The sequence below is a fragment of the Tunturiibacter psychrotolerans genome (assembly GCF_051013365.1).
Classification (GTDB): Bacteria; Acidobacteriota; Terriglobia; order Terriglobales; family Acidobacteriaceae; genus Edaphobacter; species Edaphobacter psychrotolerans_A.
The window spans coordinates 1,458,830-1,479,783 of record NZ_CP132941.1 but is presented as its reverse complement, the minus strand read 5'-3'; the positions used below and the strand labels follow the sequence as shown (position 1 = coordinate 1,479,783).

Sequence of the window (20,954 nt, the reverse complement as noted above, 5' to 3'; positions counted from 1 at the left end):
AGGAAGATGACATGCAAAAACTGGGACGTATCTTGATGGTCGAAGACGACTCCAAAGATGTCGAGCTTACCTTGACCGCTCTGGAGGAATACAACCTCGCCAATGAAGTGGTGGTCACTCGAGACGGCGAAGAGGCTCTCGATTATCTCAACTGCCGAGGCAAATTTTCAGCGCGTTCCCGTGAAAATCCCGCGGTCATTCTACTGGACCTGAAGCTGCCCAAAGTAGACGGACTCGAGGTGTTGAAGCAAGTTAAGGCCGACGAGAACTTGAGATATATTCCTGTCGTCGTGCTTACCTCTTCCCACGAGGAGAAAGATCTGGTGACCAGCTATAAACTTGGCGTCAACGCTTACGTCGTAAAGCCCGTCGACTTTCATCAGTTCGTCAACGCCATCAAAGAACTTGGGGCCTTCTGGGCGGTCATCAACGTTCCACCCCCCGAGAGCGTAAATAAGTGAGCGCTTATCCCTGCCTACGAATCCTCTCCCTGGAGGACGACCCTAACGATACAGAACTAATTCAGGCGGCACTCGAGGCAGAGGGCCTGGCCTGCAAGATGATAAGGGTCGATACTCAGGCCGCGTTCCGCGCCTACCTGGAAAAGGGAGAAATCGATCTGATCCTTGCCGACTACACGCTTCCTTCCTTCGATGGACTTTCGGCGTTGAGGCTGGCGATGAGTACCTTGCCTGAGGTGCCGTTCATCTTTGTCTCCGGGACGCTTGGTGAAGAGGTCGCCATCGAAGCGCTGCAGATCGGCGCCACGGACTATGTTCTCAAAACCAGGCTGTCGAGGCTCGCACCATCCGTGCTTCGTGCCCTGCGTGAAGCAAGCGGCAGAGCCGAACGCAGGCAGGCACTGAAAGCGTTGCGCCGGAGCGAAACTTTCTTGGCAGAGGCACAGCGTCTGAGCCGAACCGGTAGTTTTGGCGAGAATCTGTCGACCGGAGAAGTCTATTGGTCCGCAGAAACCTATCGAATCTTCGAATGCGATCCGGCGATCACTCCAACCGTCGACTTGGTGATTTCGCGAACCCATCCGGCCGATCGCGACCGGCTCCACCACGTCTTCGAACATGCCTCAGCCGACCAGGGCGACTTTGACATTGAGCATCGTCTCATTGCGGACGATGGTTCGGTCAAGTACGTCCGTGTCGTCGCACGCATCGTCAGAGGCGACGAACCGGAAGGTTTGCAAATCATCGGGGCCGTCACGGACGTCACGGACGCTAAACGAGCCGAGGACGCATTGCGACGGAGCGAAGCTTATCTTGCAGACGCGCAAAGCCTGACTCGCACCGGCAGTTGGGCCTACGACGTGGCCCTCGGAAAGGGAATTCACTGGTCACGAGAGAACTTTCGACTATTGGGCTTCGATCCTGAAGGAGGAGTGCCACCGCACGAAGACTTCTTGCAAAGAATTCATCCGGAGGATCGAGAAAATTACATCAAAATCTTTGACGGAGCCATCGCGCAGCAGCAGCCAAACCTTGACTTCGAATACCGGGTCGTTCTCCCAAGTGGAGAGACGAAACACATCCACTCCGTCGGCCATCCTGTCTTCGACGCATCCGGGAACTTCTCCGAGTACGTCGGTACGGCCGTGGACGTGACCGAACAGCATGAGGCAAGAGCCGCGCTTGAGTCAGCTTTTCAGGAGATACAAGCGCTCAAAGATCGACTCTACAAAGAGAACATCGCGCTCCGCGAAGAAATCGTCCGAACATCGATGTTCGAGGAGATCGTAGGCGAATCACCAGCTCTGCGGACCGTGCTAGCACGCGTCACCAAGGTAGCGCCGACCGACTCTACCGTGATGATTACCGGCGAGACGGGTACCGGCAAAGAGCTGATCGCCCGCGCGATTCACAAACGCTCCCGTCGTGCAGCCGGCGCCTTTGTGAGTGTCAACTGTGCTGCAATCCCCGCCTCTCTTATCTCGTCGGAGTTATTCGGCCATGAGAAGGGAGCCTTTACCGGCGCCACGCAACGCCGTCTCGGCCGCTTTGAGTTAGCCGAAGGAGGCACACTCTTTCTCGACGAAATCGGGGAGCTTCCCCCCGAGACGCAGATCGCTCTCCTGCGGGTTCTGCAGGAGCGTGAGTTTGAGCGTGTCGGGGGCACCAAGGTCATCACTGCGAACGTGCGCGTCATTGCCGCAACCAACCGCGATTTGCAAACCGCCATCGACGCCGGCACATTTCGCGAAGACCTGTACTACCGCTTCAACGTCTTTCCCATCGCCATGCCGGCCCTGCGCGAGAGAAGGGAAGACATCCCTCTCCTCGTCGAGTACTTTATCGATCGCTACTCGAGTAAGACCGGTAAAAAAATTCACAGCGTCGAGAAATCGACACTCGACCGACTAAAGCAATACGCATGGCCCGGCAATATTCGCGAGCTGCAAAACATTGTCGAACGTTCCGTGATCCTCTGTGAGTCAGAGACCTTCGTCGTTGATGAAAGCTGGCTCACCGGACGGTTTGATCCACCCGATCGAACCGGTCCAACGCTCCTCAAGATCCCGCCTTCTGAAGAGAAGAAAGCGATCGAGGCCGCGCTCGCCGACGCCCAGGGCCGCGTGTCGGGCCCGACAGGGGCTGCAGCCAGGCTCGGCATTCCAGCCTCAACCCTCGACTCCAAAATCAAAGCACTCAACATCAATAAGCACCTGTTCCGAACGAACTAAGAGCCCCAACTTCACCGCCAGCTTTCACGAATTTCGTGAATTCCCGAAGTTCGTGAGCAGCAAGAGTCTAAATTCCCCTATCCATCAGCCACTTACGAATGGCCGCGCGATTGCACAATAGTCCGCAATGTTCAAGATTCGAAGATCCCAGGACAAGGATGTCGTGACCTTCGTTTTAAGTGGCCGAATCGAGGAGGAGCAATTATCGGAGTTGCAGAAACTCCTCAAAATCGAGTCTGGTGCCGATCCAACACCCATAGCGTTTGATTTAGGAGATGTGAAGCTAGTCGACCGGGAAGCCATAAAGTTCTTTGCCGCCTGTGAAGCTCACGGAATCCTCCTAAAAAACTGCCCATCGTACGTCCGCGAGTGGATTGAAACAGGGAGGGGGAGAAGCAATGAACCTTAGCGTCGAGCAAACCATGTCTGTTCCAACCTTGGAAACCGCTTCCGCCCGCGATGTGGTCTCGTCGATCAAGCAGCTAATTCAAAGCCTATTCTGTCTTCTCGATCACAACTACCTCGCCCGCGAAAAACAACAGAGTGAGCAAGCGCACATCGCACGCAAGTCACGCGACACCTTAAACCAGAGCTTCCCCGGTGCCTCCATGCTGCTAGACGAATCTCTTGAAACAAATTCTGTAGATCCTTCCGATAAATGCTCTTTTGCGTCCACCACCATCGAGCAATCGCTCTCCGGAGTTTTGAGGCAGTTCTCGCCCGCAGGGGTACGTTGTGAAATCTCCGTGACAGGAAAGCCGAAGTCATTACAACCGGCGATCCTGGAGCAGATCACTTCGATCGGCCGGGAAGCGCTGGTCAATGCGTTGCAGCATTCCGACGCGACCCTCATCGAAGCCGAAGTGGAGTACTCACCTCGCAGATTGCGACTCATCGTCCGTGACAACGGCCGCGGAATCGACCCACACATAACGCGCTCGGGAAAGCACTCGAACTGGGGCCTTCTCGGAATGCGTGAGCAAGCCGCAAAAATCGGCGCGCAGCTCAGAATATGGACCAGGTCCGGAGCTGGCACCGAAGTGGAAGTCTCAGTTCCCAATCACATCGTAGCCAACGCCTGCGCCTGACATTCGATACCCGCCAGGCCATCAGGTCTTCGTCTTTCATTTGCTTGCCGGAAGTCCTGCCGCAATCTCAAACCGTGTGACGTTCCAGATCTCTTTGCAATAATCCCGAATCGATCGATCCGAAGAGAACTGGCCCATGCGCGCAGCGTTATAGATCGACATCTTCGACCATGCCTCCTGGTCCCGATACGTCTTGCAGACTCGATCCTGGCAGTCGACGTAGGACTGATAGTCCGCGAATAAAAGATACGGATCGCTGTTGAGCAGACCATCCACCAGCGGACGGAAGAGGCTGCCATCGCCGCGTGAGAACCTGCCGGATGCGATACCGTCAATCACCTCGCGCAGCGCCGCATTTGACTCGTAGATCTGGTGAGGGTGATAGCCGGCAGCCTTCCTAGCCGCAACCTCCGCCGCGGTCAGTCCGAAGAGGAAGAAGTTTTCGTGGCCCACGGCATCACGTATCTCAATGTTGGCGCCGTCGAGAGTCCCGATCGTAAGAGCTCCATTCATCGCGAACTTCATGTTGCCCGTGCCCGAGGCCTCTTTGCCGGCGGTCGAGATCTGCTCACTCAAATCTGCCGCAGGATAGACCAGCTGACCGAAGGTGACATTGTAATCAGGAAGAAAAACCACCTTTAGATGTTGGTTCACCTCGGGATCGCTGTTGATTACCTCAGCGACCGAGGTAATCAGCTTGATAATCAACTTCGCCATGAAGTAACCCGGCGCAGCCTTTCCGCCGAACAGGAACGTCCGAGGTGAGATCTCCAGCGTAGGATCTTTCTTCAGACGATAGTACTGCGTCAGGATATAAAGAACGTTCAGATGTTGCCGCTTGTACTCGTGAATCCGCTTCACCTGCGCATCGAACATCGAGCTGGGATCAACCGAGACCCCAGTCTTTTCCGCAATGTACTGCGCGAGTCGAACCTTCACCGCATGCTGCACTCCTTGCCACTCGGAGCGGAAGGCAGAGTCCTCTGCATAACGCTCCAGCTGCGAAAGCTGGTCCAGGTCACCGATCCAGTCGTGCCCGATCTTGCTCGTCATCAGCTCTGACTGCTCAGGATTGGCGACGGCGAGCCAGCGTCGAGGCGTCACTCCGTTGGTTACGTTGATAAACTTCTCTGGCCACAGTTCATAGAAGTCACGAAGCACGTCGCTCTTCAGCAGGTCCGTATGCAATTTCGCAACGCCGTTGATGTGCGAGCTTCCCACACACGCAAGATAGGCCATGCGAACATATCTCTCTCCATGTTCGTCGATGATCGACATCCGGGCCACTCGCGCCTCGTCGTTCGGGAACCTCGCGCGTACAAGACCGAGAAAGCGTGCATTAATCTCATAGATAATCTCGAGATGGCGAGGGAGCAGCGACTGAAACATCGGCAGCGGCCACCGTTCGAGCGCCTCCGGTAGAAGCGTGTGATTGGTGTAGTTGAAGGTGTGAGACGTGATCTCCCACGCCTTATCCCAAACGAGACCGTGGATATCTATCAGCAGCCGCATCAGTTCGGCGACTCCAATCGACGGATGGGTGTCGTTCAACTGCACCGCACACTGCTCATGAAAATTCTCAATGGACTGGCCGGCACTCTCATGCCGCCGAATCATGTCCTGCAAGGAACAGGAGGTGAAAAAGTATTGTTGCTGCAGGCGAAGTTCCTTGCCGCGGATCTCTTCGTCATTCGGATAAAGTACCTTGGAGATGTTTTCGGCAAAGACCTTAGCGCCGACCGCGCCCTCATAGTCGCCGCTGTTAAAGCGGTCGAAGTAGAACGATTCGTTAGCTTCGGACCTCCACAGTCGAAGCGTGTTCGCGACTCCCGAGCGATATCCCACAATCGGCGTGTCAAACGGAACTCCCTTGACGACCTCATCGGGCGTCCATAGCACCTTGTACTCCCCAAAGGAATCGGACCACGATTGGGTGTGGCCGCCGAAGCCCACCTCAACGCATGCCTGCGGACGCCGAATCTCCCACGGATTCCCGTACCGTAACCAATAATCGGTCAACTCCACCTGCCAGCCGTCACGAATCGCCTGGTGAAACATGCCGAACTCATAACGAATGCCATAACCCATCGCAGGCACGCCCAGCGTCGCCAACGAGTCGAGATAGCACGCTGCAAGCCGCCCGAGGCCGCCGTTTCCCAGCCCAGGCTCGCTCTCCTGACCAATTAAATGGTTAAGGTCGAGGTTGAGCTCTCCTGCAGCCTGCCGGATCACATCGTCGATTCCCAGGTTGAGGATGTTGTTTGCAAGATACGGGCCCATCAGAAACTCGGCCGAAAGATAGTAGACCGTCCGCACATTGTGCTTCGCATAGTCTTCCTTCGTCGTAAGCCATCGAGCCAGGATTCGGTCCCGCACCGTATAAGCGAGAGCCATGTAGTGATCCATGTCGGTCGCGACCTCGACCCGCTTGCCAACGACATAGAAGAGATTGTCCAGAATCCCTTGCTTTAGAGCCGCAACCGTGTTGCTGGTCCGCTCGTCATCCACTATCAGATCATGCTCTTTGGATATCTGCTTCAGCATGGCGCGCCTCGTTCCTGTTGGGTGGAGAAGTGCGAATCGTGAAATCGAGCCCCGGCAGAATACTTTAGCTGTGAAGACGATCCTAGAGAGGCTTTTTACAGACAGCAATAAAATCTCGCGAAAACTTTACCTCATTCTTAACTAAGAAGATTTTCTCAGAACCTGCCTGAAAACGCGTCTCAGTGCGACGTGCGTCCCCATGCGAATGGATCTGCATCACATATACTGAGTACTGGCATGAGCGAAGAAAATCTCAAACAACGGCTTGCTTACTTTCAGCAAAGGCTTGAAGAAGCCAAACGCAGACACTCCGCGAAAGAGCCGCACCCGCGGAGCTTCGATGCGGGCTACACCACGGAAACCTTCAAGACCTGGGGCGAATCGATCGCGCTTATAAACGAACGACTTGCAGCCATCAACGATCAGCTGAAAGCCGAAGCCCGAAAGTCCAATCCAGCTCGCGAAGACCTTTGAGCAAAGCCGCTCGCTTGGAGCAGCGACCGCAAGTCAAGACCTGCGGTAAGTTCCGGTGAGCCAAGGCAACTCTTCCTCGAAAGCAATCATCCATCAACAAAAGACACAAACCTTCCCCGAGGAGACCATCATGGCCGAGCAAGCCTCTGCACCACATCCCCATCGACCGAAGATGGATGGATCATCTGACTCAATTTGTTTGAACTGCCTGGCGACCGTCGCTGTACAGCACGATGCCGATCAGCTTGACATTTCGTTGCACCACGTCTGTCTTCCTGCCTTCTCCCCCAGACGGAATGCCCCTTTACAGCAGACCGCTTGAATCCATACATGGGAGTCTCGCTCGTACCAGGCGATTCCCGATTCCACTCTGCAAAAAATAAAGTTGAAATCCGTGGCGTATTTTTCGCACCCTAAAATGTGACGGCTAAATCACCACGTTTACCACGCGTCTCACCACAACTTCACCATCAAAACACCACAGCGTGCCCACGGTTTTCTCAGAAATACCCCCGAAAAAACGCCCATATGGTGCCCCCAAAAAATTATTTCACCGCCTCAGCAACCGAGCCGGGGACGTGCGACGGCAAACCCTCTGCATGGTCCCTCTGATGGAAGCTTCTGCCTCGCTTCTCAGGACCGAACCAGAAGATCAGCAGCAGGGAAACGATCACCAGCGTCTCGAAAGAACACAACGCCCACGGATAACCGAACCTGCTCCGCAGCAGATTCTGCAACGGCAACACCGGTGAAGCAAACAGCACGCCAAGCTGATACACAAACCCAGGAAACAGCCCACGAATCGCATCCGGCGCCAACTCGTTTAAGTGAGCCGGAATCACTCCAAACGCGCCCTGCACCCCGCTCTGCATCAGGTACGATCCAACCACAATCGCCAGCACCGACCCACCGAATGCCCACATCGGCATCGCCAGCAGACACACCCCCAGTGCAGCGATCACGGCAAATCGTCGTCCAATTCGTTCCGACATTGCCCCCACAACAACCGCTCCAATAATCGCCCCGACGTTGTAAATCACTGGAATTCCCAGCGTAGCTTTCATCCCCAGCACCGTTGCGCCATTCATCCAAGGCAACGTCTTCAGGAAGTCAGGATAAAGATCCTGAGTCCCATGAGAGAGGCATGTGATTGCAGTCATCAGCAGCAGAAGATATCCAAAGACGCCCATATGTTGAAACAGTGTGCCGAAGATCTTCCCGAGTGACGGCGTCCGATGCATTTGCCACGCAGCCGATTCAGGCGCGAATGCGGCCAGCGCCACAATAACGACAGTCACTCCAGCCCCAACAAAGAACATCATCTGCCAGCCAAACGCCGGAGCAATGGTCTGCATTCCGATCGCTGCCATCAAATATCCGAAAGGATAACCTCCTTGCATCAGCCCAGAAAGAACACCGCGCCTGTGCCGAGGTGCACTCTCCATCGCATAAGAAGCGCCAATCCCCCAATACCCGCCCATCCCCAGACCGTATAGCAATCGCATCGACAGAAAGATCCAGTACGTTGGCGCTAGACCGCTCAGCACAGTCACGGTCGAAAAATAAAGAACGCACGCAATGAGCGGTTTCTTTCGCCCAAATCTATCGGCCAGAGCCCCGAAAAATAGAGCCCCTATCGGTCGCATAGCCAGAGTAAGTGTCATGCTCCACACAATCGCTGCCTTCCCCACATGAAACTTTCCCATCAACTCCGAGATAAGAAAGACAACGACAAAAAAATCGAAGGCGTCGAGAACCCAACCGAGGATGCCGGCCGCCACGGCAAACCTCCATCCTGGAGCTCCATCTTCGGAAGTTGCGGCAGCGGCTTCGGTCTCTTCAAAGTTCATAAAAGAGGTCTCTCTTCCCAGTTCTGATTCTTGCAGAAAATACTATAGTGCGTCGGTTTGGCGCGTTTAGACCGACAAGATCGCTTTCATCGGAAAGCCACTTGCCACAGCGGTGCACGCACGTACGTCGGCACGCTGTACTTACCGTCGAAATCACTAACTCGTAACGCGTCTACATATTCCTTGACGAAGACATGGCATCGCAGGAGACAATGACGGGAATCCGAACGCTCAGCGGGATGAAGATTACTCAACGCGGTGACATTCAGAGGTCAAATTCCCCGCGATAGAGTCGGACGAAAAAGTAACTCCTCGGCCTCCCGCATCCCACCAGATATATTGCAAAGCCGCATATCGGGCACCTGAGCCCGACATTACGTTCGCAAAGATCAGCGAATGTCCACCGACGGGAACAATTGCAAGACTGTTGCCTCCCCCGTTCACGTATTCCACCGAAAAGGCGTCCCCAGGCAGGCCCATCTTGCTTCCCTGGGCGTCACACTGGTACCTCACCGTCTTCCGCGAGATCGGTTCCGAACCGTTCAAGTGAATCGTAAGATCGCTTGCCGATCCAACAACGGTCCAGGATAGAGCAGCTAAGCCGGCCGCGACCTTCAACGATGGTGCGTTCATAGATTGCCTCCTCAGTCTGGATGAACTCGAAAGTGCACCCATCATAACCTTCAAGAGCCATCAGCCTTACGAAGGCCTGTGACTTTCATGGGTTGGCCGGATTCGAAGTGACTCGCAAGACGTTTTCGCGCCGATGGAGGCTGCTCCAACAGATTGAGAAAGAGAAACCTGCGGAGGTGATGTCTCCCGTCACCTCTCGCAGGCATCACCAGCCGAAGAGCTCAACTGGCTGGAACTCAAGATCGATCTGTCTGCACTGCTCTGAAAAGAAGCAGTTCATGCCTGCAAGATTTGTCGGCTGGGAGAGTTGTTTCGTATAGCCATCGTCTCTCCCATCGCATATCCGGGCACGCACGTCACGTAGTGATGGTCGTGCCACACTCGTTTCAATCATTCCCGGAAATTGTTTGAGATTCTTTTTTAATTGATCCGGCTGTCGCCTATGCGGCTCATATAGAACGTCTTAAAAGACTGCTTCGCGCGATGTACCAACACTCTCAGATAATCACGGGTGATACCAAACTCGTTGCACACTTCATCCTTGTCGCGCTCCTCAAGAAGCACGGATTGCAGTAGCCTACGATCTCGGTCAGTCATTTCCTTCAAAATTTGGTGAACGATCCGTTGCGCATCTTTTGTCTCAAGAAGGCTGAGCGCACTCGGATCATGATTCACTAACGTCGCTTCCGCGTCGCTGTCGAGAAACGACTCGGTTTTGTTCTTGGACCGGTAATGCTCCAACAACACATGGTTGCAAACCGAATTTACAAATGCTCCCAGGCGATCGGGTTCTCTGAGACCATTCGCCGAGCGAACCAGTACCAACACTCGTACAAATGTCTCCTGCCTGACATCTTCGATCGCTTCTCTGGAGCTCAATCGAGAACGCAGCTTCAGTTGGATCAGTTCTCCGAAGTAGCGGACAAAGTGCTCCTCGGTGCGGGCGTCTCCGGATCGAAGTCTCTCAAGATACGCCGCATCGAACGCAAAAAATTGCAAGTTCTCTCTCCCCAGGCGGCTATACTGCGCCCAAGTTTACACTGTAGGAAGAGCTTGTTACGAACCCTCACCGCAATCGTGCGTTACCTCTTTCCCGAACGTTAGTACCTCACTCGAAGGCCTCTTGTCCCGAGAGATGCCGGGTCGTATAACACGGGGAGCCGCCATTTTTGTCGGCTTCCGCCCGTATTTGCGTACTCCCGCCCCTCAGACCTGTCAGGTCCGAGGGGTGGCGGCATTCAACAGCGAAACCAGTGAACCAAGACAGAGAAGCGTCGAAAAATAGGACAAAGAGATTCCAGCCAGGATGACACTCAGATTGTGATCTGAAAACGAGAGACGTTTCACAATCTCCGAAATTCCGTGGACTGGGGCGGAATGATGTCCACACCTCAAAGCCGCTCGGGCTCGCAGCCGATCAGCCGATCGCCAGACAGATTCGGCGTTCCTTCCAATCGGCTGGTACGATAGTCCTCTCAAGAGGAGGCTGCCTATGTCTGCCACATCCACTCTGCCCGCGTCCCCGTCCCTGTCCGCCGAACGCCAGCTCCGTGAGGTCCATCACTGGGTCAACGGCGAGACTATGCGTGGAACTTCGGGACAGTTCGGAGACGTGTACAACCCGGCGACCGGTCGGGTGCAGGCGAAGGTCGCTCTCGCAACCAGTGCTGAGGTAGACCTCGCTGTAGCCGCGGCGGCTCGGGCATTTCCGGCATGGTCCGCCCAGCCGGCACTCCGCAGAGCCCGCGTCCTCTTCCGGTTTCGCGAAATCTTCGAGCGGCGCCTCGACGAAGTGGCCGCGTTACTCACCAGCGAGCACGGCAAGGTCTTTTCGGATGCAAAAGGCGAGGCAACCCGAGGCCTCGAAGTGGTCGAGTTCGCGACCGGCATCCCTCAGCTGCTCAAGGGTGAATACACCGAGCAGGTAGGCTCCGATATCGACAGCTGGTCCATGCGGCAACCTCTCGGCGTCGTAGCGGGGATCACTCCCTTCAACTTCCCGGCCATGGTCCCCATGTGGATGTTCCCCATAGCCCTGGCATGCGGCAACACCTTCGTCCTCAAGCCCAGCGAGCGCGACCCGAGCGCATCGCTCCTCCTCGCGGAGATGCTCAAAGAAGCGGGGCTGCCGGACGGCGTCTTCAATGTCGTCCACGGCGACAAAACAGCGGTCGACGCTCTGCTCTCCCACCCCACCGTACAGGCGATAAGTTTCGTCGGCTCGACCCCCATCGCCGAATACGTCTACCGCGAAGGAACGAAGCACGGCAAACGCGTCCAAGCCCTCGGCGGTGCTAAAAATCACATGATCGTCATGCCCGACGCGGACCTCGACCAAGCCGCCGACGCGCTTGTCGGCGCAGCCTATGGATCGGCAGGCGAGCGATGCATGGCGATCTCGGTTGCGGTCACGGTAGGAAACGCTACTGCAGACAAGCTAATCGACAAAATCGAACATCGCATCGAAGGCCTACAGATGGGCGATGGCATGAAAGAAGGCGCAGAGCTTGGCCCACTTGTTACGAAGGCGCATCTGGATCGCGTAACCGGCTACTTGCAACACGGTCAGACCGAGGGTGCAGAACTCCGCGTCGACGGCCGTGAGAACGCCCTCGCAAAGGGCGAAGGCTTTTTCCTTGGCGCTTGTCTCTTCGATAACGTAAAGCCGGAGATGAAGATCTATCGTGAAGAGATCTTTGGGCCGGTATTAGGTATCGTACGAGCCAGCGACTTTGAAACTGCGCTGCAACTGATCAACGATCACGAGTACGGCAACGGCACTTCCATCTTCACACGCGATGGGGACACCGCACGAGACTTCGCGCACCGCGTCCAGGCCGGCATGGTCGGTATCAACGTCCCCATTCCTGTGCCGATGGCCTTCCACAGCTTCGGCGGATGGAAGCGTTCTTTGTTCGGCGATCACGCAATGTACGGACCCGAGGGCGTACGTTTCTATACCCGTCTGAAGACGATCACGGCTCGCTGGCCGACAGGAATTCGCAAGGGAGTAGACACCTCGATGCCGACTCTGGGATAAGTTCTCCTGTCCCTACTGCCCAACAGCAGCATCTGCCATCCCGAGATGCTTATCGAGCACTGAAATCCCGTGGTCAATTTGCTCCTTGGTCACAATCAGCGGCGGAGCAATCACGAAATGCGAGACCCAGGCCTGGATCGTAACTCCATCGGCCAGTGTCTTCGCGGCGATCTGATCCACCAGCAGCGGCTTTCCGGAAACCTTGTCTGAATACGTGTTGAAAGGCTCTTTCGTAGTCTGATCTTTAACCAGATCGACCGCCCAGAAAAGCCCCTTTCCACGAACGTCCCCGATGCTGGCATGTTTCGCCTTCAACTCTCTAAGCTTGCCTTCGACATAAGGCGCAAGCTCCCGCGCCCTTTCGACAAGTCCAAGACGCTGCATCTCACGAATCGTAGCGACTGCCGGCGCAAGCGTAAGCGGATGAGCCTCATACGTATGACCATGGGCGAAGTAATGATCCTGAAAGTACTCAGCGATCTTTTCACTGGTTGCGCAAAGCCCCAAAGGAACATAGGCCGAAGTAATTCCCTTTGCCGTCACCAGAATATCCGGGACAACTCCCCAGTGATTCATCGCAAACCACTCGCCAGTCCGTCCCCACCCCGTCATCACCTCATCCGCAATCAATAAAACTCCGTACTCATCGCAGATCCGGCGAAGCTTAGGCATGTACTCTTCCGGAGGAACGATCACTCCATTGGTCCCAACGATCGGTTCCACGAGAACAGCCGCCACATCCGATTCGTTGCGAATCATATGCTCGATGTAGTCAGCGCAGGCGATACCGCAGCCCGGATACGTGTGTTTGATCGGACATTTGTAACAGTGAACCTCCGGCGCGAAAAGAATCCCCGGCCCTTTGCCACCAGGTTCCATGGCCCACCGTCGCGGATCTCCCGTAGCCGCGATAGAGCCGGCAGTCGAACCATGATAGGAGCGGTACCGCGCGATGATCTTTGATTTGCCCGTGTACATGCGAGCAATCTTGAAGGCCGCCTCATTCGCTTCGGTACCAGACGTGGTAAAGAAAAACTTATTGATTCCCTTGGGAAGAACTTCCAGAAGAATCTGCGACAGCTCCGCGCGTGCCGTAGTCGCGTACCCCGGCATCGCATAGCTCAACTGCTGAGCCTGACGAGCAATCGCATCCACAACAGCCTGATTCTTGTGTCCGAGGTTCGAGCACATCAACTGCGACGAAAAATCCAGGTACCGCTTTCCCGATCCGTCGACGATATAGCATCCCTCAGCATCGACGATATGCATCGGGTTCCAGCCCTTTTGAAATCGCCACGTGCCGTAATTATGCTGGCGCGTAAGATCGACAACCTGTTGGCTGGTAAGCGGCTGTGACTTATTGGAGCTCTGAGGCTCGACTACATCGATGGGGCTCATAAGTGCAATCCTATTCTTATAGCGTTGGGTCTGTCACGGCATCGGGCGAGCGCAAAATAGCTGGCCGATATCGCAGCATGAGGACGTAGTAGCTGACCGCCGAGACAAAAAAGCCGACGAACCAAGCGTAGTCGTAAAGAGATTTCAAAGAGGGAATTGCGAGCCCGATCAACGCCACGACGACACCCGCGACCAGCGCAACGATTGCCCTGGGATTCACGCCGCGCGTGTATTCGTAGGGGCCTCCGCGTCGATACAGGGAGATCGTATCCAGCCGCGTCCCCCGAATCAAAAAATAATCCGCCACCATAATGCCTGCAACAGGCCCCAACAGTCCTGAATAGCCGATGAGCCACCCAAAGATATAGCTGCCAAAGCTGCTCATCAGCTTCCATGGCATCATCGCGAGACCCAAAAAGCCCGTAATCAATCCACCTGTACGAAAACTAATCAACCCAGGAGCAAGGTTCGAAAAGTCATTGGAAGGCGAAACCACATTCGCGCCAATATTCACATTCAACGTCGCAATTAACAAAGCAACCAGCGCGAGCAACGCAGCAAGCGGTTGATGGAAACGTCCAAGCAAAGTGATCGGCGACCAGACCGGCTCTCCAAAGATAACCTCTGACGCTGAAGTACAAGCGATCCCGATGAAAGAGTAAAGCACCATCGCGACGGGCAGACCAAATGCCTGTCCGACGATCTGAGAATCCTGCGACTTCGCATAACGCGTAAAGTCCGGAATATTCAGTGACAGCGTCGCCCAATATCCCACCATTGCCGTCAACGACGGAAAGAAGAAGTGAAGAAAACTGCCCGTCGTGTGAAACCGGCTCGGGGCCGACAGCATCGGTCCAAATCCGCCCGCTTTATGCAGCATCCAAAAGAGAAGCGTCAGCGACATCACAAGCATGAAGGGCGCAGAAAAGCTCTGCAGAAATCGGATTGATTCAACACCTCGCCAAACCACATACATATTCAAGAGCCAGAATCCAAGAAAGCTAGCCCACAGCACAGAAGGTGCATGCGCCGTTGCAGGCCACAGCACCGCAATCATCGCGGCAATCGCCTGCCCGCCAAGCCACGACTGAATCCCAAACCATCCACAAGCCACGATAGCCCGCAACATTGCAGGCAGATTCGCTCCACGCGTGCCAAAGCTCGCCCGCACAAACACAGGGAAGGGAATGCCATACTTTGCCCCTGCGTGCGCATTCAAAAGCATCGGCACCAGCACGATCAGATTCCCCAAAAGGATCGTCAGAATTGCCTGCTTCCAATTCATGCCGCCAGCAATCAACGAAGACGCGAGCATGTACGTCGTCACTTCCATCGACATGGAAAACCACAGTGCGATGTAGTTGTAAGTTCCCCAGGTACGTTGCGCAGCGACAGTGGGAGCAAGATCGTTGTTATAGAGCCGCGAGTCATGTTCCGCAGCCAGCATCGCGGAAGTCTGATCAACGACTCCAGACGTGATCGAGCTCACTGCCATGCCCCTCCCCTGGCCTCTCGTCGCAGATATTGACCACGACCAACCGCGGCAACATATCGTCCCCCATCGGCAACGAGCTCCCCACGCGAATAAACCTGCCGCGCATTGCCATTAACCTTCCACCCTTCGAACATCGAAAAATCGCATCGCATGTTGTGTGTCGCTGCGGATATAACATGCTCGGCATCAGGATCCCACAGCACAATATCCGCATCCGAACCTGCAGCAATCGTTCCTTTCTTCGGATACATTCCGAAAATCCGCGCCGGCGCAGTGGATGTAATCTCGACGAACCGCTGTAACGAAATCTTCCCCGCATTCACACCGAAGTGATACAGCAGTTGCATCCGATTCTCCACCCCCGGGCCACCATTCGGAATCTTGCTGAAGTCATCCTTCCCCAGTTGCTTCTGGTCGGCAAAGCAGAACGGACAGTGATCGGTCGAAACCACCTGCAAGTTATCTGTAACCAGTCCATCCCAAAGCTTCGGTTGATTTTTCTTTTGCCGCAGTGGTGGAGTGAAGACATACTTTGCCTCCTCAAAGCTCTTCCCGGGCATCTGGTCTTCAATCGACAGCAATAGATACTGAGGACACGTCTCTGCGAATGCCGGCACGCCACGATCCCGCGCCTCCCGAACTTGGTTCAGCGCGTCTTCGCTCGAGAGATGCACAATATAGACGGGCACGCCAGCCATCTCAGCCAGCGCAATCGACCGGTGCACCGCCTCAGCTTCTGCCTTCGTCGGCCTCGTCAGCGCATGATAGACCGGCGCCGTCTTACCCTCCGCAAGCGCCTGCTGCACAATCACATCAATCGCGCTTCCATTCTCGGCATGCATGCACACTAATGCACCGTTCTTTGCCGTCTGCTGCAATGCCTTGAAGATCGTTCCATCATCCACCATCAGTACGTTCGGATAAGCCATAAAAAGCTTGAAGCTGGCGACACCCTCCCGCACCATATCATCCATATCGTGCAGCCCCTGCTTGCCATTATCGGAGCCAAGATCGGTCACGATCATGTGCAGACCATAGTCAATGCAAGCCTTGCCGTCAGCCTTTGCCTTCCAGATATCCAGCGCATCCCGCATGCGCGTTCCCTTGGCCTGGATCGCGAAATCCACGATCGTGGTTGTCCCACCGATCGCAGCCGCACGCGTGCCGGTGAGGAAGTCGTCCGCAGAGACAGTCCCCCCAAACGGCATATCCATATGAGTGTGCGCGTCGATTCCGCCGGGCAAAACAAAAAGGCCCGCCGCATTCACAATCGTGTGCCCCGCAGGATCGATGTTGGCACGTACCTCCAACACAGTGCTGCCATCAATCAGGACATCAGCTTTTTCAACGCGGTCAGCCGTGACAACGGTGCCATCCTGAATCAGAGTTCCCATCTTTGCTCCAAACTATTTGAGCGCTACAGTTGCATGAACAAAATGACGCCCCACCCTCAAAGACAGAAGTTGCTCACGTATTGGTACTCATAACTTCGCGCGCACCCGACGGGACCAGGTCCTTTGCGACACGTTCCTCCCAGCTTTCAGCCGGCAGATCTTTATCAATGCGCTCCATCGTGATGCAGTTCTCAACCGGACAAACAAGCGAGCAAAGATTGCACCCCACGCAGTGGTCCTCATCCACACGTGGGATTCGTTCAAGCGGGGTGATCGCAGAGATCGTTCTAGCACTCCCCGTATCGAGTTTTGGAATCGGCGTGGTCGAAATCTTTCGCGCAGCTTCAACCTCAACCATCGCTGGCGTTCGCGTCGTATCGGGCACTGGAGACGTCCGGTCAAGATGGATGCACTGATGCGCCCCATCCCAGCAAGCCGTATAACAAAGCTGGCACCCAATGCATAAATCCTCGTGGATACGAGCAACGATCTGATAGTTGAGATTGAGCTGCTTCCACTCGCGAACATTCGGAAGCGACAACCCGCGGAAATCTTCGAGAGTAGCAAACCCCTTCTCTGCCATCCAATTCAGAAGTCCGTCCTGCATATCTTCGACGATTCGGTAGCCGTAGTGCATCGCAGCGGTGCAAACCTGCACCGTGCTGCAGCCCAGCAAAATAAACTCCGCTGCATCACGCCAGCCTCCAATCCCGCCAATCCCCGAAAGCGGAAGCACGCTCCCAGCATCTGCCTGAATCTGCTGAACCATGTTGAGCGCAATCGGTTTCACCGCGGGCCCGCAGTAGCCGCCATGCGAGCTTTTACCATCCACATTCGGGTTCGGCTGAAATGTATCGAGATCAATGCCCGTAATCGAGTTGATGGTATTGATGGCCGACAGCGCATCTGCCCCGCCGCGTTTGGCAGCACGTGCAGGAATCCGGATATCCGAAATATTCGGAGTCAGTTTAACGATCACCGGCGTACGTGCCTTTTCCTTAACCCATGCCGTAATCTGCTCGCAGTACTCCGGCACCTGTCCCACCGCGGAACCCATGCCACGCTCACTCATTCCATGGGGACATCCAAAGTTAAGCTCAAGGCCGTCCGCACCTACATCCTCCGCGCGCTGTACGATCTCGTGCCAACTCTCGCGCTTACTCTCAACCATTAGCGATGCAATCACCACGTGTTTCGGATACCGCCGCTTCACCTCCGCGATCTCCCGCAGATTCACTTCGATCGGACGATCCGAGATGAGCTCAATGTTATTGAAGCCCATCATGCGCCGCCCCTCCCAATCGATTGATGAGTAGCGCGAGCTCACATTCGTAATCGGCTCCCCAATCGTCTTCCAAACGGCCCCTCCCCAACCTGCATCGAAGGCCCGCATGATCTGCTCTCCGCAGTTCGTCGGCGGTGCAGACGCCAGCCAAAAAGGATTAAGGCACGGAATGCCGCAGAAGGTAGTTTCCAGTGTCGGTTTAGACGGTGACATGTTGCGCCTCCAACCATGCAGCGATGCCGACCCCTGCGCGCTTTCCATCTGCAACTGCGTCTACCACCTCGCGTCCGCCGTTCGTGCAGTCCCCACCCGCAAAATATTTCGGGTTGGAGGTCTGTCCCGTCGCTCTATCAATCACAATCCGACCACGTTCAACTTGAATCTTTTCGGACTTACTCGAAGAGTCAGAAAGAAAGCCTGAGTGCGTAGCCTGTCCAATCGATAAAACAATCAGGTCAGCTTCGAGAACGAACTCCGATCCATCACGAGGCACAATAGAACCATCCTCCGTCGACTCAAGCTTCGTCAACTCGATCCCTTCCACAGCTCTACTGCCACGAATGCCCATTGGTTGAACATGCCACAAAAACTTCACACCCTCGTTCTTCGCGTGCTCGAACTCAAACGTGAACGCGGACATCTGTTCAGGTCCTCTTCTGTAGAGGATATGCACATCAGTAGCCCCAAGCCGAACGGCTGCAATCGCTGCATCAATTGCAGTGTTGCCGGCTCCTACCACGACCACCCGATTGGGTACTGCCGTCAGCGAGCCGGACTTATATCCAGCAATCAGATCGAGTGCATTCGTCACTCCGGAGAGCCCTTCTCCAGCAACTCCCAGTTGATGAATTGCGCCCAGTCCGATGCCTAAGAAAACCGCATCGTGCTTCCTCTCAAGCTCGGCAAGTCCCGCAGCATCGATTCTAGTCTCGAAGTGAAAGTCCACCCCCAGCTGTGCAAGCATCTCAATCTCACGCAGGCTCTCCACCAATGGCAACTTGTACTCTGCAACTCCGTACGTGTTTAAACCCCCGGGTAACGGTCGCGCATCGTAGAGATCGGCACGAATGCCACGACGCCGAAGCTCAGCGGCGCAAGCCAGTGAAGCCGGTCCCGCGCCAATCAGCCCAACCGACAGCCCAGTCTCAGCTCCAGGCTCAAACGGCAGCGGAGCGCCGCTTTCGTACAGCGCATCCATCGCAAAACGCTGGAGGCGTGCGATCTGAATCGGTTGTTTGTTGTAGCGATGCATCACGCAGGCGCCCTCGCAAAGCACCTCCACCGGACACGCCCGAGAGCAGCTCGCCCCCAGAATATTCGCATCCAGAATCGTGCGCGCAGAGCCCGAAAGATTCCCGCTGGCGATCTTCTTGATAAATCGCGGCACATCAATATGTGTCGGGCATGCATTCGTGCACGGCGCATCGAAGCAATACAAGCAGCGATTGGCCTCAGGCACAGCAGCCTGCCGGTCGAGTGGCGGATGCAGATCGCCAAAGCGTTCTGCCAGCTCTGGCGCAGCCACGATCTGCCCAGGAAAAGGAACGCGTTCGCTCATCAAAGTCCGATCATCCCATCAGGCTCAACAAGATCATAGCCGCGGAAACATCCATTGAATGTGGGCAATTGCATCATGGAAGACATTATGACCCTCCTAGACCGCGCATCTTTTATCAGGAGTGACTATTATGCACTATCTCGCCAAACCCACCGCCAACCCGAGAAGTCCAAGATCACTTTGGATCAGGAAACAGGGCGAATCGATCTTCAGCTTCAATCATGATCCTTGTTCGCTTAACCATCTCAAGGTCTTTCTCGCAAGCCGATCGAATGCCTGCACAGCCAACGTCAAATCTTCGACCCTCGTATCTTCCGCCTTATTGTGGCTCAGCCCGGCAAGCGATTGAGTAAACATCATGACAGTCGGAATCCCAGCGCGCGCAACCTCCGCCGCATCGTGCAGCGGACCGGAAGGCAGTCGATGAGACACGCTAGCAGTCTCCCGGACTGCGTCCTCACAAAACTCAACAAGCTGTGGATCAAACGGGATCGGTTCAATGCTCCAAATCCTGGACCAATCGACAGTGCAGCCTTCTTCCCTCGCAAAACGCTCACTCGCATTTCGAGCGTCACGCAGCATCGAAGCCAGCACCTTCTCATCAAGGTCACGCATATCAAGCGTAGTCTCGCAACGTCCAACCACAGCCGTCACAATCCCCGGAAAAGTCTTCACGCTTCCCATCGTCGCGACCGCATCAGGATGTTTCCGCGCGATTGGACGAATCTCAAGCGCCAGCTTCGCCGCAGCCGCCAGTGCATCTCGTCGTACACCCATCGGGGTCGATCCCGAGTGAGCCTCCTGCCCATGGAACGTAATGGCATGGCGTTCCACTCCCTTGGTCCCCAGCACTACTCCTAACGGCAGACTCATTCCCTCGAGCACCGGCCCTTGCTCGATATGCAACTCCAGATACGCACCAGCGTTCCTGCGCTCTTCGGCCGCGTTCCCAATCTGCTCTACTTCAATCGCACAATTGCGAAGAGCATCTTCAAGCCGCACGCCATCGCGGTCCGTCCGGTTGCGATCGGCCTCAATCGTATGAGTCCCTGCAAATGCGGAAGACCCGAAGAGGCTACGGCCGAATCGCGCACCTTCTTCATCCGCCCAGTCGACCAGCCGAATCGTGATCGGCGGCCGTCCGCTAAAGTCTTCTGCCAGGCCACGCACTACCTCTAGTGCAGCAAGCACGCCAAGGCATCCATCCAACCAACCCCCATTTGGCACAGAGTCAAGATGACTCCCAAGAATAAGAGCTCGATCCGAATCGCCCCGAAGTGTAGTCCAGGAATTTCCCGCAGCGTCATAATGATGTTCCACCGGAAGCCCCTTCAGCTTCTCCTGAAACCACTCGCGTGCCTTGAGCCAGACCGGAGTCCACGCCACTCGCTGAGCGCCATCAGCGTTACCCGTCAACGCACGAAGTTCCTTAAGATCAGAGATGACTCGAAGCGGATCAACAGGCACTCATCTTCTCCTGAAAAAATAAGGTTATACCTGTCG

The 20,954-nt window shown here is 55.3% G+C and carries 16 protein-coding genes; 6 read left to right on the top strand and 10 right to left on the bottom strand.

All coding sequences use genetic code 11. The features are described from left to right. Positions 1-11 precede the first annotated feature (11 nt). The 4 genes from RBB76_RS06005 (at position 12) to RBB76_RS05990 (ending at position 3,780) form a co-directional block, all read left to right on the top strand. On the top strand, positions 12-461 hold the full coding sequence (locus RBB76_RS06005) for a response regulator (protein ID WP_429628311.1): 450 nt from the start codon (positions 12-14) through the stop codon (positions 459-461). After that, positions 458-2,692 carry a sigma 54-interacting transcriptional regulator gene (locus RBB76_RS06000; protein WP_429628312.1) on the top strand — a complete coding sequence of 745 codons (2,235 nt, stop codon included), beginning with the start codon at positions 458-460 and terminating at the stop codon, positions 2,690-2,692. The genes RBB76_RS06005 and RBB76_RS06000 overlap by 4 nt, the downstream gene beginning before the upstream one ends. Before the next feature lie 127 nt (positions 2,693-2,819). After that, complete coding sequence (locus tag RBB76_RS05995) at positions 2,820-3,101, top strand: hypothetical protein (RefSeq protein WP_429628313.1); 282 nt, start codon at positions 2,820-2,822, stop codon at positions 3,099-3,101. Then, positions 3,091-3,780, top strand: coding sequence for a sensor histidine kinase (locus tag RBB76_RS05990; protein WP_429628314.1), 690 nt, complete (start codon positions 3,091-3,093; stop codon positions 3,778-3,780). Before RBB76_RS05995 ends, RBB76_RS05990 begins: the two co-directional genes overlap by 11 nt. 36 nt (positions 3,781-3,816) lie before the next feature. Here the strand turns inward: RBB76_RS05990 and RBB76_RS05985 are convergent, their stop codons facing one another. Further along, on the bottom strand, positions 3,817-6,324 hold the full coding sequence (locus RBB76_RS05985; protein ID WP_429628315.1) for a glycogen/starch/alpha-glucan phosphorylase: 2,508 nt from the start codon (positions 6,322-6,324) through the stop codon (positions 3,817-3,819). Between the two features lie 237 nt (positions 6,325-6,561). Here RBB76_RS05985 and RBB76_RS05980 point away from each other — a divergent pair, with 237 nt between their 5' ends. Continuing rightward, positions 6,562-6,798, top strand: coding sequence for a hypothetical protein (locus RBB76_RS05980; protein WP_429628316.1), 237 nt, complete (start codon positions 6,562-6,564; stop codon positions 6,796-6,798). 545 nt (positions 6,799-7,343) lie between these two features. Here RBB76_RS05980 and RBB76_RS05975 read toward each other — a convergent pair. From RBB76_RS05975 to RBB76_RS05965, 3 genes are all read right to left on the bottom strand, one after another. Beyond that, a complete protein-coding gene (locus RBB76_RS05975) occupies positions 7,344-8,648 on the bottom strand; it encodes an MFS transporter (protein WP_429628317.1) in 1,305 nt (434 codons plus the stop codon). Positions 8,649-8,894: 246 nt separating this feature from the next. Beyond that, the gene (locus RBB76_RS05970; protein ID WP_429628318.1) at positions 8,895-9,281 is read right to left on the bottom strand and encodes an MliC family protein; all 387 of its coding nucleotides are present in this window, start codon (positions 9,279-9,281) and stop codon (positions 8,895-8,897) included. A gap of 420 nt (positions 9,282-9,701) precedes the next feature. Further along, positions 9,702-10,280 (bottom strand): RNA polymerase sigma factor, encoded by a 579-nt coding sequence (locus RBB76_RS05965; RefSeq protein ID WP_429628319.1) that lies wholly within the window; start codon positions 10,278-10,280, stop codon positions 9,702-9,704. A 493-nt stretch (positions 10,281-10,773) separates the two neighbouring features. Between RBB76_RS05965 and RBB76_RS05960 the strand changes: the two genes are divergently transcribed. After that, positions 10,774-12,321 (top strand): CoA-acylating methylmalonate-semialdehyde dehydrogenase, encoded by a 1,548-nt coding sequence (locus RBB76_RS05960; protein ID WP_429628320.1) that lies wholly within the window; start codon positions 10,774-10,776, stop codon positions 12,319-12,321. Positions 12,322-12,333: 12 nt separating this feature from the next. On the opposite strand, the gene RBB76_RS05955 is transcribed toward RBB76_RS05960, so the two are convergent. The 6 genes from RBB76_RS05955 to RBB76_RS05930 form a co-directional block, all read right to left on the bottom strand. Continuing rightward, complete coding sequence (locus tag RBB76_RS05955) at positions 12,334-13,719, bottom strand: aspartate aminotransferase family protein (protein WP_429628321.1); 1,386 nt, start codon at positions 13,717-13,719, stop codon at positions 12,334-12,336. Positions 13,720-13,735: 16 nt separating this feature from the next. Further along, positions 13,736-15,214, bottom strand: a complete 1,479-nt coding sequence (locus tag RBB76_RS05950; RefSeq protein WP_429628322.1) for an NCS1 family nucleobase:cation symporter-1 — start codon at positions 15,212-15,214, stop codon at positions 13,736-13,738. Continuing rightward, on the bottom strand, positions 15,205-16,608 hold the full coding sequence (hydA, locus tag RBB76_RS05945; RefSeq protein ID WP_429628323.1) for a dihydropyrimidinase: 1,404 nt from the start codon (positions 16,606-16,608) through the stop codon (positions 15,205-15,207). The genes RBB76_RS05950 and hydA overlap by 10 nt, the downstream gene beginning before the upstream one ends. A gap of 73 nt (positions 16,609-16,681) precedes the next feature. Next, positions 16,682-18,106 carry an NAD-dependent dihydropyrimidine dehydrogenase subunit PreA gene (gene preA / locus RBB76_RS05940; protein WP_429628324.1) on the bottom strand — a complete coding sequence of 475 codons (1,425 nt, stop codon included), beginning with the start codon at positions 18,104-18,106 and terminating at the stop codon, positions 16,682-16,684. Beyond that, positions 18,093-19,451 (bottom strand): NAD(P)-dependent oxidoreductase, encoded by a 1,359-nt coding sequence (locus RBB76_RS05935; RefSeq protein ID WP_429628325.1) that lies wholly within the window; start codon positions 19,449-19,451, stop codon positions 18,093-18,095. Before RBB76_RS05935 ends, preA begins: the two co-directional genes overlap by 14 nt. Positions 19,452-19,670: 219 nt before the next feature. Further along, the gene (locus tag RBB76_RS05930) at positions 19,671-20,918 is read right to left on the bottom strand and encodes a Zn-dependent hydrolase (RefSeq protein ID WP_429628326.1); all 1,248 of its coding nucleotides are present in this window, start codon (positions 20,916-20,918) and stop codon (positions 19,671-19,673) included. Positions 20,919-20,954 lie beyond the last annotated feature (36 nt).